This is a genomic window from Micromonospora sp. NPDC049301 (assembly GCF_040678715.1).
Classification (GTDB): domain Bacteria; phylum Actinomycetota; class Actinomycetes; order Mycobacteriales; family Micromonosporaceae; genus Micromonospora.
Genome location: NZ_JBFAQO010000007.1, coordinates 103,061 through 118,411, shown reverse-complemented (window position 1 = coordinate 118,411; position 15,351 = coordinate 103,061). Strand labels below are relative to the sequence as shown.

The 15,351-nt window shown below is 71.6% G+C and carries 13 protein-coding genes and 1 riboswitch; of the genes, 11 read left to right on the top strand and 2 right to left on the bottom strand.

The window, feature by feature from the left end:
- Positions 1 to 22: 22 nt before the first annotated feature.
- Positions 23 to 238 carry a hypothetical protein gene (locus tag AB0K07_RS21940; RefSeq protein WP_363757273.1) on the bottom strand — a complete coding sequence of 72 codons (216 nt, stop codon included), beginning with the start codon at positions 236 to 238 and terminating at the stop codon, positions 23 to 25.
- Positions 239 to 419: 181 nt separating this feature from the next.
- On the opposite strand from AB0K07_RS21940, the gene AB0K07_RS21935 reads away from it, so the two are divergent.
- The 11 genes from AB0K07_RS21935 to AB0K07_RS21885 all read left to right on the top strand — a co-directional run bounded on the left by AB0K07_RS21935 (position 420) and on the right by AB0K07_RS21885 (position 13,744).
- Positions 420 to 1,121 carry a FadR/GntR family transcriptional regulator gene (locus AB0K07_RS21935; RefSeq protein ID WP_363757272.1) on the top strand — a complete coding sequence of 234 codons (702 nt, stop codon included), beginning with the start codon at positions 420 to 422 and terminating at the stop codon, positions 1,119 to 1,121.
- Positions 1,122 to 1,396: 275 nt separating this feature from the next.
- Positions 1,397 to 2,254, top strand: coding sequence for a fumarylacetoacetate hydrolase family protein (locus AB0K07_RS21930; RefSeq protein ID WP_363757271.1), 858 nt, complete (start codon positions 1,397 to 1,399; stop codon positions 2,252 to 2,254).
- Positions 2,251 to 3,564 carry an L-fuconate dehydratase gene (locus AB0K07_RS21925; RefSeq protein ID WP_363757270.1) on the top strand — a complete coding sequence of 438 codons (1,314 nt, stop codon included), beginning with the start codon at positions 2,251 to 2,253 and terminating at the stop codon, positions 3,562 to 3,564. Before AB0K07_RS21930 ends, AB0K07_RS21925 begins: the two co-directional genes overlap by 4 nt.
- Positions 3,561 to 4,370 carry an SDR family oxidoreductase gene (locus AB0K07_RS21920; protein WP_363757269.1) on the top strand — a complete coding sequence of 270 codons (810 nt, stop codon included), beginning with the start codon at positions 3,561 to 3,563 and terminating at the stop codon, positions 4,368 to 4,370. Before AB0K07_RS21925 ends, AB0K07_RS21920 begins: the two co-directional genes overlap by 4 nt.
- Positions 4,367 to 5,413, top strand: coding sequence for a sugar ABC transporter substrate-binding protein (locus AB0K07_RS21915; protein ID WP_363757268.1), 1,047 nt, complete (start codon positions 4,367 to 4,369; stop codon positions 5,411 to 5,413). Before AB0K07_RS21920 ends, AB0K07_RS21915 begins: the two co-directional genes overlap by 4 nt.
- A gap of 80 nt (positions 5,414 to 5,493) precedes the next feature.
- The gene (locus tag AB0K07_RS21910; RefSeq protein ID WP_363757267.1) at positions 5,494 to 7,011 is read left to right on the top strand and encodes a sugar ABC transporter ATP-binding protein; all 1,518 of its coding nucleotides are present in this window, start codon (positions 5,494 to 5,496) and stop codon (positions 7,009 to 7,011) included.
- On the top strand, positions 7,004 to 8,053 hold the full coding sequence (locus AB0K07_RS21905) for an ABC transporter permease (protein ID WP_363757266.1): 1,050 nt from the start codon (positions 7,004 to 7,006) through the stop codon (positions 8,051 to 8,053). Before AB0K07_RS21910 ends, AB0K07_RS21905 begins: the two co-directional genes overlap by 8 nt.
- A gap of 7 nt (positions 8,054 to 8,060) precedes the next feature.
- Complete coding sequence (locus AB0K07_RS21900; protein WP_363757265.1) at positions 8,061 to 9,026, top strand: aldo/keto reductase; 966 nt, start codon at positions 8,061 to 8,063, stop codon at positions 9,024 to 9,026.
- Positions 9,023 to 9,850: an amidohydrolase family protein gene (locus AB0K07_RS21895; protein WP_363757264.1), complete on the top strand. Its 828-nt coding sequence runs from the start codon at positions 9,023 to 9,025 to the stop codon at positions 9,848 to 9,850. The genes AB0K07_RS21900 and AB0K07_RS21895 overlap by 4 nt, the downstream gene beginning before the upstream one ends.
- A 116-nt stretch (positions 9,851 to 9,966) precedes the next feature.
- A riboswitch (cobalamin riboswitch) is annotated at positions 9,967 to 10,183 on the top strand.
- A 148-nt stretch (positions 10,184 to 10,331) separates the two neighbouring features.
- Complete coding sequence (locus AB0K07_RS21890; protein ID WP_363757467.1) at positions 10,332 to 12,710, top strand: ribonucleoside-diphosphate reductase subunit alpha; 2,379 nt, start codon at positions 10,332 to 10,334, stop codon at positions 12,708 to 12,710.
- Between the two features lie 38 nt (positions 12,711 to 12,748).
- Positions 12,749 to 13,744 (top strand): ribonucleotide-diphosphate reductase subunit beta, encoded by a 996-nt coding sequence (locus AB0K07_RS21885; RefSeq protein WP_363757466.1) that lies wholly within the window; start codon positions 12,749 to 12,751, stop codon positions 13,742 to 13,744.
- A 203-nt stretch (positions 13,745 to 13,947) separates the two neighbouring features.
- On the opposite strand, the gene AB0K07_RS21880 is transcribed toward AB0K07_RS21885, so the two are convergent.
- A complete protein-coding gene (locus tag AB0K07_RS21880) occupies positions 13,948 to 15,279 on the bottom strand; it encodes an alpha/beta hydrolase (protein WP_363757263.1) in 1,332 nt (443 codons plus the stop codon).
- Positions 15,280 to 15,351 lie beyond the last annotated feature (72 nt).

The window sequence follows — 15,351 nt, the reverse complement described above, 5'->3', positions numbered from 1 at the left end:
GCGACGGGCGGCGCCGCCGGGCTCACCGACGTGGCAGCAGCGCGTCGACCAGGTCGCGCAGCGGGCCGACCAGGTCCTGCTCGGTGGCCGAACTCAGCGGTTGCAGCTGGATCGACGATCGCAGCACCGCGATCCCGATGGCGGCGGCCAGCGCCATCTGGGCGCGCGCTGCCCCCGCTACCGGTACGGCGGTGACACCGCGACCTCGCTCCCGCTCGCGATAGATGGGATGAATCAAGCTCGGTCCATGCGGCGTCGTGGAGGTGCCCCGCCTGCTCCTGGAAGAGCGTCGAGTGCGCGGAGCGGAGAGGTCGAAGATACGTGGGCGGGGAGACATCCGACCTATGGACGATGCTGGATTTCGGACCGGCGCGACCCGCGGGTAGGCTCCGGAACATCCGATCTCCGGGAGGGGCGAGGTGCCGGTAACCGACGAGGCGATCGACAAGATCAAGGCCATGATCGTTCAGGGCGAGCTGCTTCCGGGCTCCCGGCTGCCCAGGGAGGCGGACCTCGCCGAGCGGCTGGGCCTCTCGCGCAACTCCCTGCGCGAGGCGGTCAAGGCGCTGTCGCTGATCCGGGTGCTGGATGTGCGGCAGGGGGACGGCACGTACGTCACGAGCCTCGAACCCGCCCTGCTCCTGGACGCCATCGGGTTCGTTGTCGACTTTCACCAGGACGACACGGTGCTGCAGTTCCTGGAGGTGCGCCGCGTCCTCGAACCCGCCGCGACCGAGCTGGCCGCGATCCGGATGAGTGACGAGGACATCGCCGGCCTGCGGGCGATCCTCGCGGAGCTGGGGGAGTCGCCGACGGTCGAGGCGCTGGTGGCCAACGACCTGCGGTTCCACAACCACATCGCCGCCGGGTCCGGGAACAACGTCCTGTGCTCGCTGATCGACAGCCTCTCCGGGCCGACGACCCGCGCGCGCATCTGGCGGGGGCTCACCCAGGAAGGTGCCGTGCGGCGCACGCGGGAGCAGCATGAGGCGATCTGCGAGGCGATCGAGGCGCGCCAGCCCGAGGCCGCCCGGGCCTGGGCGACGGTGCACGTCGCCGGCGTCGAGCAGTGGCTGCGCAACGCGCTCGGCGGTCCCGGGTCGGCGCTGCCGCCGGCCTGACCGGCGCCGGCACCGCGCGCGCCCTCACGTCGCGCAGCACACTGGACAGACCGGCTCGGTGCCGCGTACGGCCGCGCTGCGAGCTGCCGTACGGGTCCACGCCGTCGCGACGCTCCGACCTGGACCGCCGTCTGCCCGGTGCCCACACCGAACACCCAAACCCCGGCGCTGTCATCGGATCTATTCGAGCAACTTCTCGGCGTCCTATTGCAACACGCGCGTAACTCAACTATACAACCAGGCAACAGATCCGATGTTTGGCCGGAGGTTGTGGAGTGAAGCTGCTTCGAGTGGGGCCGACCGGCCAGGAACGCCCAGCGGCGCTGGACGCGCAGGGCCGGCTCGTGGACCTCTCCGGCCTGGTGGCCGAGATCGACGGGGATTTCCTCGCCGGTGACGGCATCGGGGTGGCGCGCGCCGCGCTCGCGGCCGGGAAGTTGCCCCTCGTGGCCGACCCGTCGCCGCGGATCGGCGCGCCGATCGCCCGACCGGGCAAGATCGTGTGCGTCGGGTTGAACTACTCCGACCACGCCGCGGAGACGGGTGCGCAGCCGCCGGCGGAACCGATCCTGTTCATGAAGGCGCCGAACACCATGGTCGGGCCCGACGACCAGGTGCTGATCCCGCGGGGCAGCGTCAAGACCGACTGGGAGGTCGAGCTCGCGGCCGTCATCGGCCGCACCGCGCGCTACCTCGAGGACGACGCCGCGGCGCTGGCCTGCGTGGCGGGCTACGCCGTGTCCAACGACCTGTCGGAACGGGAGTTCCAACTCGAACGCGGCGGCCAGTGGGACAAGGGCAAGTCCTGCGAGACCTTCAATCCGCTCGGCCCCTGGCTGGTCACCGCCGACGAGGTGCCCGACCCGCAGCAGCTGGGCCTGCGCCTGAGCGTCAACGGCACCCGCCGGCAGGACGGCACCACCAAGACCATGATCTTCGGCGTCGCCGAGCTGGTCCGGTACGTCAGCCAGTTCATGGTGCTCGAACCGGGCGACGTCATCAACACGGGCACACCGGCCGGCGTGGCGCTCGGGCAGCCCGACCCGAAGCCCTACCTGCGGCCCGGCGACGTGATCGAGGTCGAGATCGACGGCCTCGGCGCGCAGCGCCAGACGGTGGGGCAGGCCGCATGACCGCGCGGATCACCGGCCTGCGGACGCACGACATCCGGTTCCCCACCTCGCGGGAGCTGGACGGCTCCGACGCCATGAACCCGGACCCGGACTACTCGGCGGCGTACGTCGTCATCGGCACCGATCACCCGGACGGGCACGAGGGCCACGGGTTCGCCTTCACCATCGGGCGCGGCAACGACATCCAGACCACGGCGATCCGCGCCCTGGAGCCGTACGTCGTCGGGCGCCCACTCGACGCCACGCTGAGCGACCTCGGGGGCGTCTGGCGCGCGATGGTGCACGACTCGCAGCTGCGCTGGCTCGGCCCGGAGAAGGGCGTCATGCACATGGCGATCTCCGCGGTCGTCAACGCCCTGTGGGACCTGCGCGCCAAGCGCGCGGGCAAGCCACTGTGGAAGCTGCTCGCCGACTCCACCCCGGAAGAGCTCATCGACCTGGTCGACTTCCGCTACCTGTCCGACGCGCTCACCCCCGCCGAGGCGCTGGAGATCCTCCGCCGTGCGCAGCCCGGCCGGGCCGAGCGGGAGGCGTACCTGCTCGAGCACGGCTACCCCGGCTACACCACCACCCCGGGCTGGCTCGGGTACGACGACGCCAAGCTGGCGCGCCTCTGCAAGGAGGCCGTCGCCGACGGCTTCACCCAGCTCAAGCTGAAGGTCGGGGCGGACCTCGCCGACGACGTCCGGCGGATGGGCATCGCCCGGGCGGCGGTGGGCCCGGACGTCCGCATCGCCGTCGACGCCAACCAGCGGTGGGACGTCGGCCAGGCGATCACCTGGGTCCGGGAGCTGGCCCGTTTCGACCCGTGGTGGGTCGAGGAGCCCACCAGCCCCGATGACGTGCTCGGCCACGCCGCCATCGCCCGCGCGATCGCTCCCGTGAAGGTCGCCACCGGCGAGCACGTCCAGAACCGGGTGGTCTTCAAGCAGCTCCTGCAGACCGACGCGATCTCCTACCTGCAACTGGACGCCGCGCGGGTGGCCGGCGTCAACGAGAACGTGGCGATCCTGCTGCTGGCGGCGAAGTTCGGCGTGCCGGTGTGCCCGCACGCCGGCGGGGTCGGCCTCTGCGAGCTGGTGCAGCACCTGTCGATGTTCGACTACCTGGCGGTGTCCGGCTCGATGGAGAACCGGGTGATCGAGTTCGTCGACCATCTGCACGAGCACTTCGTCCACCCGGTCGTCATCCGCAACGGCAACTACGTCGCCCCGACCGCAGCCGGGTTCAGCGCCGACCTCCGACCGCGGACGCTGGTCGACTACGCCTACCCGCACGGTCCCGTCTGGACGGAAGGAGACGCGGCATGAGCGCGGAGTTCGCCGGCCTGCGTGCCGTGGTCACCGGGGGTGGCTCCGGCATCGGTCTCGCCACCGCCCAGCTGCTTGCCGAGCGGGGTGCCACCGTCGCCTGCCTCGACCTGGACCCCTCCGGCGTGCCGGCCCCGCTGCACGGCATCACCTGCGACGTGACCGACGCGGAGCTGGTGACCCGGGCCGTCGCCGCGGCCGGGCGGCAGCTCGGCGGGATCGACGTGCTGGTCAACAACGCGGGCACCGGCGCGCAGGGCGGCGTCGAGGCGAACAGCGACGACGAGTGGCACCGCGTCCTCGACGTCAACGTGGTGGGCATCGTCCGCGTCACCCGGGCGGCCCTGCCGTACCTGCGGACGTCGGCCCACGCCGCCGTGGTCAACACCTGCTCGATCGCGGCGACCGCCGGCCTGCCCAACCGGGCGCTCTACAGCGCGACGAAGGGCGCCGTGCAGGCGCTGACGCTCGCCATGGCCGCCGACCACGTCGCCGAGAACATCAGGGTCAACTGCGTCAACCCCGGCACCGTCGACACCCCGTGGGTCCGGCGGCTGCTCGCCGCGGCTGAGGACCCGGACGCCGAACTGGCCGCCCTGCGCGCGCGTCAACCCATCGGCCGGCTGGTCTCCGCCGCCGAGGTCGCCACCGCGATCGCCTACCTGGCCAGCCCGCTGGCCGCGTCCACCACCGGGACCGTGCTCGCCGTCGACGGCGGCATGCACGGGCTCCGCCTCCGGCAGGCCGCCCCGGCGGCCGAGGACCGCGAAAACCCTTCCCTGCCAATGAATCGAGGAAACCCATGACGATCGGTGTGACCGCCCGACGGGTGCTCGGGCTGTCCATGGCCGCGGCGCTGGTCGCGTCCGCGGCGGCGTGCAGCAAGGATTCCGACGAGCCCGCCGCCGGCGGGGGAGGCACCGGCGCGGTGGGCGTCGACCTGCCGCGCGCGGACTCCGACTTCTGGAACGCGTACGCCAGCTACATCGCCCCGAAGGCCGGCGAGGTCGGCGTCGAACTCACCGCGCAGACCAACTCGCAGAACGACATCCAGAAGCTGATCAGCAACGTCGACAGCCTGGTCACCCAGGGGGCCAAGGCACTCGTGATCGCCCCGCAGGACACCGGGGCGATCGGGCCGAAGCTCGACGAGCTGGCGCAGAAGAAGATCCCCGTGGTGAGCGTGGACACCCGGCCGGACAACGGCAGCGTCTACATGGTCGTCCGCGCCGACAACCGGGCGTACGGCACCAAGGCCTGCGAGTTCCTCGGTGCGAAGCTCGGCGGCAAGGGCAAGGTCATCGAGTTCCAGGGCGCGCTGTCGTCGATCAACGGTCGGGACCGGTCCGAGGCGTTCAAGGAGTGCATGACCACGAAGTTCCCGGGCATCACGGTGTTCGAGGAGCCGACCGAGTGGGAGGGCAGCAAGGCCCAGGCCGCCCTGGAGACCCGGCTGTCGACCGACCCGGACATCAAGGGTGTCTACATGCAGGCCGGCGGGGTGTTCCTCGACCCGACCCTGCAGGTGCTCAAGCAGCGCAAGCTGCTCGTTGCGCCCACGGACCCGAAGCACATCTTCATCGTGTCCAACGACGGCATCCCGCAGGAGCTGGACGCGATCCGCAAGGGCGAGATCGACGCGACCGTCTCGCAGCCGGCGGACGCCTACGCGCAGTACGGCCTGTACTGGGCCAAGCAGGCGATGGAGGGCGTGACGCCGAAGGAGGGTCCGACCGACCACGGCAGCACCGTCATCAAGCTGCCCAACGGCTACGAGGACCAGCTTCCGGCGCCCCTGATCACCAAGGACAACGTCGACGACCCCGCCCTCTGGGGCAACAAGAAGTAGCGCGGACCGCGCGGCGCCGGGCATCCTGCTGGACGGCCGGCGCCGCGCGGCCCGACGCCGGGATCCGGAGGGACGGTGTGATGGTCGACGACGAGTCCAGACCCGTGGTCGAGGCGATCGGAATCGCCAAGCGGTTCGGCCCGACCGTGGCGCTCGCCGACGGGACGCTGAGCGTGCTGCCCGGCGAGACGCACGCGCTCGTCGGCCGCAACGGCGCCGGTAAGTCCACCCTGGTCGGTGTCCTGACCGGGCTGCTCAAACCGGACGCCGGTGAGGTCCGCTTCGCGGGCCGACCGGCCCCGGCGCTGGGCGACCGCGTCGCCTGGCGCCAGCAGGTCGCCTGCGTCTACCAGAAGCCGTCCGTGGTCGGCGAGCTGTCGGTCGCGGAGAACCTCTTCCTCGACCGGCAGCCGCGGGGCCGGTTCGGCCTGCTGTCCCGGTCCCGGCTGAGGCGGGCGGCCATCGACCTGCTGGAGTCGTGGTCGGTGCCGGTCGACCCGGACACGCCGGCCAAGGAGCTGACCGTCGAGCAGCGTCAGCTGGTGGAGATCGCCGGCGCGCTGTCGCACGGCGCCCGGTTCGTGATCCTCGACGAGCCGACCGCACAGCTGGAGGCCCGCGCCATCGCGCGGCTCTTCGACCGCCTCACCGTCCTCCAGCAGCAGGGCGTGACCTTCCTGTTCATCTCCCACCACCTTCCGGAGATCTACGAGATCTGCCAGCGGGTGACGGTGTTCCGCGACGCCCGGCACATCGTGACGGCGCCGGTGGCGGAGCTGGACCACGCCCGGCTCGTGGAGGCGATGATCGGTGACGCGCACGGGCTGGTGCAGGTCGGGCAGGACCGACCGCCGGTGCCGGACGACGCCGAGCCGGCACTCACCCTCGACGCGGTCGGGGTGCCCGACGTCACCGAGCCGATCGACCTCACCATCCGGCAGGGCGAGATCGTCGGGGTGGCCGGGTCCGCCGCGAGCGGCAAGCGGGAGTTCGCCGAGGCGGTGGTGGGGCTGCGGCCGCGTACCGGCCAGGTGCGGGTCGCGGGCCTCACGGTGAAGCCGGCCAGCGTTCCGGCCGCCCTGCGGGCCGGCATCGGCTACCTGCCGGCGGATCGGAACGCCGACGGGTTCGTCCCCGGGCTCTCGGTCGCGGAGAACGTCACGATGACCGTCGCGGACCGGCTCGGCCCGGCCGGTGTGGTGCTGCCGAAGCGACGCGACGCCAAGGGCCGCAGGGCGATCGCTGACCTCGACGTGCACACCGCCGGCCCGCATCAACCGGTCGGTGAGCTGTCCGGCGGCAACGCGCAGAAGGTCGTGATGGCCCGCGCGCTGGCCCGCGATCCGCGGGTCCTCGTGCTGGTGCACCCCACGGTCGGGGTGGACGTGCGGTCGAAGGAGTCCCTGCTGGGCGTGGTGGACGCGGAGACCCGGACTGGCCGCGGTGCCCTGCTGGTCTCCGACGAACTGGACGACCTGCGGGTGTGTGACCGGGTGGTGGTGATGGTGGCCGGCCGCGTCGTCGCCGAGCACGGGCGCGGCTGGGACGAGGCCACGCTCGTGGCCGAGATCGAAGGGATCGGTGAGAAGCATGTCTGAGACGCTGGCCGTCGGCGCTCCGGAGGCGCCGCAGCGACCGCCGCAACCCAGCGGTCGCCCCAGCAACCGGCTGCGGCTCGCGCGGTTGCGCGATCTCGCCCTGGTCCCGCCGATCATCGCCCTGCTGATCTACGGCTACACGCTCAAGCCGGACGTCTTCCTCACCAAGTCCTACCTGGTCGACACGGTCCTGAAGTACCAGACCGAGCTGGCACTGGTGGTGCTGGCCGAGGCGCTGGTGCTGATCGTCGGAAAGTTCGACCTGTCGCTGGAGTCGGTGGTGGGCATCGCGCCCGCGGTGGCGGTCTTCCTGGTGGTCGGCCAGACCTCGATGCTCGGCGCACCGTGGCCCACCTGGACGGTCCTGCCGGTGGCGCTGGCGTTCGGCGCCCTGATCGGGGCGTTCAACGGGCTGCTGGTCGTACGGTTCAAGCTGTCCGCGTTCATCGTGACACTGGCGATGCTCATCGCGCTGCGGGGCCTGCAACTGGCGATCGTCGGCGGCGCCACCATCTCCAACCTGGCCAACCGGATCCCCACCATCGACAACCTGGGCAGCCTGCGCATCCTCACCGTGCCGTTGTCGATCTGGATCGTCGTCCTGGCGTTCGCCGTGGGCATCGTCGTGCTCGGCTACACCCGGTTCGGGCGCTCGATCTATGCGGTCGGCGGTAACCCGGACGCGGCACGGGCAGCCGGCATCCGCGTGGAGCGCGTCATCTGGGTGACGTTCATCGTCGCCGGCGCGCTCGCCGCCCTGGCCGGGCTGATGCTGTCGGCCCGGCTCGGCTCGGTGGCCGCCAACCAGGGCAACGGAATGATCTTCACGGTGTTCGCGGCGGCGGTGATCGGTGGGATCAGCCTCGACGGCGGCAAGGGTTCGCTCGTCGGCGCGCTCACCGGTGTCGTGCTGCTCGGGCTGATCCAGAACGTGCTCACGCTGGCCCAGGTCAAACCCGACCAGATCCAGGCGGTCAACGGCCTCGTGATCCTGGTCGCGCTGGTCCTCGCCCGGCTGACCAGCGGCAAGGCGCAGGATTGAGGCAGCGATGAGGTCCCAGCGACTCGGTCGGTCGCCGGTGCGGGTGACCGCTCTCGGCTTCGGCGCAGCCGGGATCGGCAACCTGTACCAGGCCGTGGACGACGACACGGCCCGCCGTGCGGTCGACGCCGCGTGGCGGGCCGGGATCCGCTTCTTCGACACGTCCCCGCACTACGGGCTGGGGTTGTCGGAGCGGCGGCTCGGCGCCGCGCTGGCCGACCGGCCCCGCGACGAGTTCACCGTCTGCACGAAGGTCGGCCGGTTGCTCGTCCCCGCGCCGGGCTCCCAGCTCACCGACGAGGCGGCCGGGTTCGACGTGCCCGCCGACCACACCCGACGGTGGGACTTCAGCGCCGACGGCGTACGCCGGTCGCTGGAGTCCAGCCTCGATCGCCTGCGCCTGGACCGGGTCGACGTCGTGCTGATCCACGACCCGGACGAGCACTGGCGGCCGGCCGTCGAGGAGGCGTATCCGGCGTTGCACGAGCTGCGCGACCAGGGTGTCGTGGGCGCGATCGGCGTCGGCATGAACCAGTGGCGGATGCTGGAGCGCTTCGTCACCGAGACCGACATCGACACCGTGCTGCTCGCCGGGCGGTACACGCTGCTGGACCAGTCGGCGGCGCGTGGTCTGCTGCCGCGCTGCCGGGAACGGGGTGTGTCCGTGCTCGCCGCCGGTGTGTTCAACAGCGGGGTGCTCGCCACCGACGACCCGGGCCGGATGTACGACTACCGGCCGATCGCCGAGGCCCTGCACGAACGGGCCAGCCGGATCGCCGAGGTGTGCCGTTCGCACGGGGTCGCGCTGCCGCAGGCCGCCCTGGCGTTCACCGCGCGACATCCGGCCGTCGCCTCCCTCGTGGTCGGCGCGCAGACCGCCGCACAGGTCACCCGCAACGTGGACCTCGCCGGCACGCCGGTCCCGGACGCGCTCTGGCGTGACCTCGAAGCCGCCGGGCTGGTGCAGCTGTGATCGTGGACGCCCACCACCACCTGTGGAATCCGGACGCGCGGGCGTACCCGTGGCTGTCGGACGACGCCCTCGCTCCGATCCGCCGGCCCTACGGTGTTGCCGACCTGCGTGCCGCGACCGGCGGCCGGGTCGCCGCGACGGTCCTGGTGCAGACCGTGCCGTCGCTGGACGAGACCGAGGAGTTCCTCGCCACCGCGCGGGACAGCGGCGGATTCGTCGCCGGGGTCGTCGGCTGGCTCGACCTGACCCGCCCCGATGCCGGCGACGAGGCCGACCGGCTGCGTTCCGGCCCGCTCGTCGGCGTACGCCACCAGGCGCAGGACGAGCCGGACCCGGACTGGCTACGCCGTGCCGACGTGACGCGGGGGATCGCCGCGGTCGGGGCGCGCGGGCTGGCGTACGACATCCTCGTGCGTGCCCCGCAGCGGCCCGCCGCCCTGGTCGTGGCCCAGCGGCTCGACGGCGTCCGGTTCGTCGTCGACCACGCGGGTAAGCCGGGCATCGCGGCGGGGGAGTGGGGACCGTGGGCGGCCTGGATCACGGCCATGGCCCGGTGCGAGGGCGTCGTGTGCAAGCTGTCCGGGCTGGTCACCGAGGCGGCCGGCGACTGGGATGCCACCCGCATCCGGCCGTACGCCGAACACGTGCTCTCCGCGTTCGGCGCCGACCGTGTGCTGTTCGGCTCGGACTGGCCGGTGTGTGAACTCGCCGGCCGGTACGCCGACGTGCTCGCGCTCACCGACGAGCTGCTCGCCGGCTGCACCGCCACCGAGCGGGACGCGGTGCTCGCGGGCACCGCGCGCCGGGTCTACGCCCTGTCGTGAGCGCGCGCGGGTGGTCGCACATCCATCGATGCCGGCTCGTGACGACCGTCACCGGTCTGACCGCGACACGCCCGGCCCCGACATGTGGGGTGTGACAAACGGTGCCGCCCCTATATATGGTGTTGATCGCAGCTGGTTCGACCGCTCATCCACAGTGGTCGAGGCAAGAGGGAATCCGGTGGGAATCCGGGACTGCCCCGCAGCGGTGAGTGGGAACGACCGCCGTCATCAGCACTGGGCCGACCACGGCCTGGGAAGCGACGGCCAGTAGGAGACCGGCGAGCCCGGTCGTGCCCGCAAGTCCGAAGACCTGCCAGCGCGCCGTGCACCCGCACCCGGGTGCGCGGCGGTCCGACGCCGCGTGGGACGGCCGACGCCACCTGACCCACGCCCGGCGTGGCGTCCGCCGGTGTCTGTCTCCTCGCGTCCAAGGGCCATCAGGTCTCGAACTCGCGAGGAGTGAGTGGTGACAGTCACCCAGGTGGTCCCGACCGACGGCGACACCGCCCTGCCGGGCCGGCGGCGGACGCAGATGCACGTCCGCAAGCGCGACGGCGCCAGCGAACCGGTCGACGTCAACAAGATCGTCCGTGCGGTCGAGCGGTGGACCGACGACCTGACCGACGTCGACCCGCTGCGGGTGGCGACCCGGACGATCAGCGGCCTCTACGACGGCGCGACCACGGCGGAGCTGGACCGGCTGTCCATTCAGACCGCCGCCGAGATGATCGGTGAGGAGCCGCAGTACTCGCGCCTGGCCGCACGGCTGCTGGCCGGCTACGTCGACAAGGAGGTCCGCCGGCAGGGCATCACCTCGTTCAGCGCGGCGATCCGGACCGGTCACGCCGAGGGGCTGATCGGGGACGACACCGCGGCCTTCGTCGCCGCACACGCCCGGACGCTCGACGACGCCGTCGACCCGGACGGCGACCGGCGGTTCGAGTACTTCGGCCTGCGCACGGTGTACGACCGGTACCTGCTGCGCCACCCGACCAGCCGGCTGGTGCTGGAGACGCCGCAGTACTGGCTGCTGCGGGTGGCCTGCGGCCTGTCGCGTACGCCGGAGGAGGCGGTCGACTTCTACCGGCTGATGTCCAGCCTGGCCTACCTGCCCAGCTCGCCGACGCTGTTCAACTCCGGCACCCGGCACACCCAGATGTCCTCCTGCTACCTGGTCGACTCCCCGCGCGACGAGCTGGACTCGATCTACCAGCGCTACGCCCAGGTCGCCAACCTGTCCAAGTTCGCCGGCGGCATCGGCATCGCGTACTCCCGGGTCCGGTCGCGGGGCGCGCTCATCCGCGGCACCAACGGGCAGTCCAACGGCATCGTGCCGTGGCTGCGCACGCTCGACGCGAGCGTCGCCGCGGTCAACCAGGGTGGCCGGCGCAAGGGCGCGGCCTGCGTCTACCTGGAGCCGTGGCACCCGGACGTCGAGGAGTTCCTGCAACTGCGGGACAACACCGGCGAGGACGCCCGGCGCACCCACAACCTGAACCTGGCCAACTGGATCCCGGACGAGTTCATGCGCCGGGTCGAGGCCGACGACGTGTGGTCGCTGTTCGACCCGAACGAGGTGCCGGAGCTGCCCGACCTGTGGGGCGACGAGTTCGACGCCGCGTACCGGGCGGCCGAGGCGCAGGGCCGCTACGTGCGGCAGGTGCCGGCGCGGGAGCTGTACGGGAAGATGATGCGCACCCTGGCCCAGACCGGCAACGGCTGGATGACCTTCAAGGATGCCGCCAACCGGCTGTGCAACCAGACCGCCGAACCGGGCAACGTGGTGCACCTGTCCAACCTCTGCACCGAGATCATCGAGGTGTCCGGCGACGCCGAGACGGCGGTGTGCAACCTCGGCTCGGTGAACCTCGCCGCCCACCTCACCGACGGCGGCATCGACTGGCAGCGGCTGCGCGCCACCGTGCGGACCGCCGTCACGTTCCTCGACCGGGTCATCGACATCAACTACTACCCGACCGCGCAGGCGGCGGCGAGCAACCCGCGCTGGCGGCCGGTCGGGCTCGGGCTGATGGGCCTGCAGGACGTGTTCTTCGCGCTGCGGCTGCCGTTCGACTCGCCGGCCGCGCGGGAGCTGTCCACCCGGGTCAGCGAGGAGTTGTACCTGACCGCCCTGGAGACCTCCGCCGACCTGGCGCGGCACGTCGGCGCGCATCCGGCGTACGGCGAGACCCGGGCGGCGCGGGGGCAGCTCCAGCCCGACCTGTGGGGCGTGGAGGGCACGCAGACCGAGCGGTGGGCGGCCCTGCGGGAGCGGGTGCGGGCCCACGGGCTGCGCAACTCGCTGCTGGTGGCGGTCGCCCCGACCGCCACCATCGCCTCCATCGCCGGGTGTTACGAGTGCGTCGAGCCGCAGGTGTCCAACCTGTTCAAGCGCGAGACGCTGTCCGGGGAGTTCCTCCAGGTCAACACCGCTCTGGTACGCGAGCTGAAGGCCCGCGGCCTGTGGACCGACCGGGTCCGGTCGTCGATCAAGCGGGCCGAGGGGTCGGTGCAGGACATCGCGGAGCTGCCGGCCGCCGTCCGCGAGCTGTTCCGCACCGCGTGGGAGCTGCCGCAGCGGGCGCTCATCGACCTGGCCGCCGCCCGCGCGCCGTTCATCGACCAGTCGCAGTCGCTGAACCTGTTCCTGGCCTCGCCGACCATCGGCAAGCTCTCCTCGATGTACCTGTACGCCTGGAAGGCCGGGCTGAAGACCACCTACTACCTGCGGTCCCGTCCCGCCACCCGAATCCAGCAGGCCACCGTCGCGCCCGTCGCCCTCGCCGCGCCCGTGGCGACCGGTGCCGAGGCGCTGGCCTGCTCGCTGGAGAACCCCGAGTCGTGCGAGGCCTGCCAGTGACCGCCGCCGACACCACCACCGACACGAGGACCACGCACATGCTGCTCGACCCCGGGATGGACCTCACCCTCCGCCCGATGCGCTACCCGCACTTCTTCGACCGGTTCCGCGACGCCATCCGCAACACGTGGACCGTCGAGGAGGTCGACCTGCACGCCGACCTGGCCGACCTCGACAAGCTCTCGCCCGCCGAGCGGCACCTGGTGAGCCGCCTGGTGGCGTTCTTCGCCACCGGCGACACCATCGTCGCCAACAACCTCGTGCTCAACCTCTACCAGCACGTCAACAGCCCCGAGGGCCGCCTCTACCTGTCCCGGCAGCTGTTCGAGGAGGCGGTGCACGTCCAGTTCTATCTCAACCTGCTCGACACGTACGTGCCCGACGAGACCGAGCGGTTCGCCGCCTTCGCGGCCATCGAGAACATCCCCTCGATCCGCCGCAAGGCCGACTTCTGCTTCCGCTGGATCGACTCCCTGAACAACCTCCGCGAGCTGCGGTCCCGCGAGGACCGGCGGATGTTCCTGCTCAACCTGATCTGCTTCGCCGCCTGCATCGAAGGGTTGTTCTTCTACGGCGCGTTCGCGTACGTCTACTTCCTGCGCTCCCGCGGCCTGCTGCACGGCCTCGCCTCCGGCACCAACTGGGTGTTCCGCGACGAGTCGATGCACATGGCCTTCGCGTTCGACGTCGTCGACACGGTGCGCGGCGAGGAACCCGACCTGTTCGACGACGACCTCGCCGGGCAGGTTCGCCAGATGCTCACCGAGGCCGTCGAGTGTGAGGTGCAGTTCGCCGAGGACCTGCTCGGCCACGGCGTGCCCGGCCTGACCCTCGCGGACATGCGGGAGTACCTCCAGCACGTCGCCGACCGGCGTCTCGCCCAGCTCGGGATCGCACCGCACTACGGGTCGGCCAACCCGTTCGCGTTCATGGAGTTGCAGGACGTGCAGGAGCTGTCCAACTTCTTCGAGCGGCGGGTGTCGGCGTACCAGGTCGGGGTCGCCGGCACCGTCGCCTTCGACGACGACTTCTAGGACAGTCAGGGAGGCGACGGCGGCACCGGCCGTCGCCTCCCCGCTCGACGGCGTCGATCGCCTCCGGACATCGATGCCCACGGCGCTGCAGACCGGTCTGGCCATGCTGGTGGTCGGCATCGACACCATCGTCGCCCCGACCCTGACGCCGTGGCTGGTCAAGGGAGGCGGCGAGGCAGTGACGCCGCGTTCGCCGGCCGCGCTCAGAAGTCGTCGACGTTCACCGTCACGCGATGGGCGCTGGACCTCCAGTTGGGCACGTTGACCACGTCGTACCCGCCGCCGCGCTGATCCACGGTGATCCGCACGAGGCCGAGGTGTGCCGGCGCGGCCGGGATGAACACGTCCATGCCGGTGATGAAGGTCTGGCTGAAGAACTCCGGCAGCGGAGCGGTCAGGTCGGTGACGCCGTCACTGCCGTCGTCGAACGCGAACACGGCGATGGTCCGCTTGACGCGCGGCGTGTTAGCCGGGTTGAGGATGTCGCGCCCGTTGACCCGGAGGCGGTCGCCGGCGTCGCCCTGGTCACCCCACCACTCCTTCTGGCGCTGGATGGTCAGCGCCGTGTGCCGGTCACTGGTGTCGACCAGCGCGCCGAGGCCCTCGCCGGGCCTGCTCGTCGCCAGGCGTACGAACGAGTCGGAACGCAGGAACGGCTGGAAGTAGAAGTGGTGCGTCGCCGCTGCGGAGCGCACGATCGCGAACTCGTACCGGGCGGTGGCGAGCACCGGGAACGGCCCGAACGAGCCGTCGCCGCCGAGCGGCACCCGATGCGCCGGCCGGGTCGACAGCCGGTGGCCGGTCAGGGAATTGACCGGGTAGACCTCCAGCGTCGCGTCGGTGACCCCGGCGTTGCTCGGGAAGAGCACCGCGCGGCCGGAGACCCGGGCGGTGCCGAAGAGTTGGGGCACGATGCCCGTCGTGCGAGGCGCCCGACCCTGGAGGAACCGGAAGATCTCGCCGAACGACTCCGGCGACGACACGGTCTGCGTGTGGGACTGGTTCGGGAGGTGGACGTTGCGCGCGCCCGTGATGGCCCGGGCCGGGTCGCCCTCGCCCCAGATCGCGAGGGTGGGCACGCCGCCCGGCGGCGACGCCGCGGTGCGGCCGTCCAGGTTGACGTAATGCGCGACCCGGGCGGCACGCGCGGGCGAACTGGTGAGGTAGCCCTGGACGACGAAGGTGCCTAGCGAGTGCGCGAGCAGGTCGACCCGGTCCGCGCCGGTCGCCGCCAGCAGCCGGGAGATCCGGGCGTCCAGCCCGGCGTACACCTGCGGCAGGATCGTGGCGATGTTCGGCGAGTCGTACTCGTGCGCCTCGATGGTGTCGAGCGGGTAGCCGTTGCTGGCGAGGCGCTTGGCCTGGGTCTGGAACTGCGACGCCGACCCGGCGCTGCCGTGCACGAAGACCACCGGACGGTACGACGGTGGGGCGGTGGTGGCCTCGGCGGCGCCCGGAACGGCGGCGACGGACAGGCCGGCGGCGAGCGCCGCACCGGTCAGCAGGGAGAGCAGCCTCCGTCGGGACGTGTGCATCGATCCTCCACCTCGGTAGACGAACTATTTGCACCAGCAGCGCAAGTATCGTCGCAGGGGGAGGGCCGGCGG

Coding starts and splice junctions, on each gene's coding strand:
- AB0K07_RS21900 (WP_363757265.1), top strand. CDS start 8,061: ATGAGGTCCCAGCGACTCGGTCGGTCGCCGGTGCGGGTGACCGCTCTC.
- AB0K07_RS21920 (WP_363757269.1), top strand. CDS start 3,561: ATGAGCGCGGAGTTCGCCGGCCTGCGTGCCGTGGTCACCGGGGGTGGC.
- AB0K07_RS21910 (WP_363757267.1), top strand. CDS start 5,494: ATGGTCGACGACGAGTCCAGACCCGTGGTCGAGGCGATCGGAATCGCC.
- AB0K07_RS21905 (WP_363757266.1), top strand. CDS start 7,004: ATGTCTGAGACGCTGGCCGTCGGCGCTCCGGAGGCGCCGCAGCGACCG.
- AB0K07_RS21915 (WP_363757268.1), top strand. CDS start 4,367: ATGACGATCGGTGTGACCGCCCGACGGGTGCTCGGGCTGTCCATGGCC.
- AB0K07_RS21925 (WP_363757270.1), top strand. CDS start 2,251: ATGACCGCGCGGATCACCGGCCTGCGGACGCACGACATCCGGTTCCCC.
- AB0K07_RS21880 (WP_363757263.1), bottom strand. CDS start 15,279: ATGCACACGTCCCGACGGAGGCTGCTCTCCCTGCTGACCGGTGCGGCG.
- AB0K07_RS21885 (WP_363757466.1), top strand. CDS start 12,749: ATGCTGCTCGACCCCGGGATGGACCTCACCCTCCGCCCGATGCGCTAC.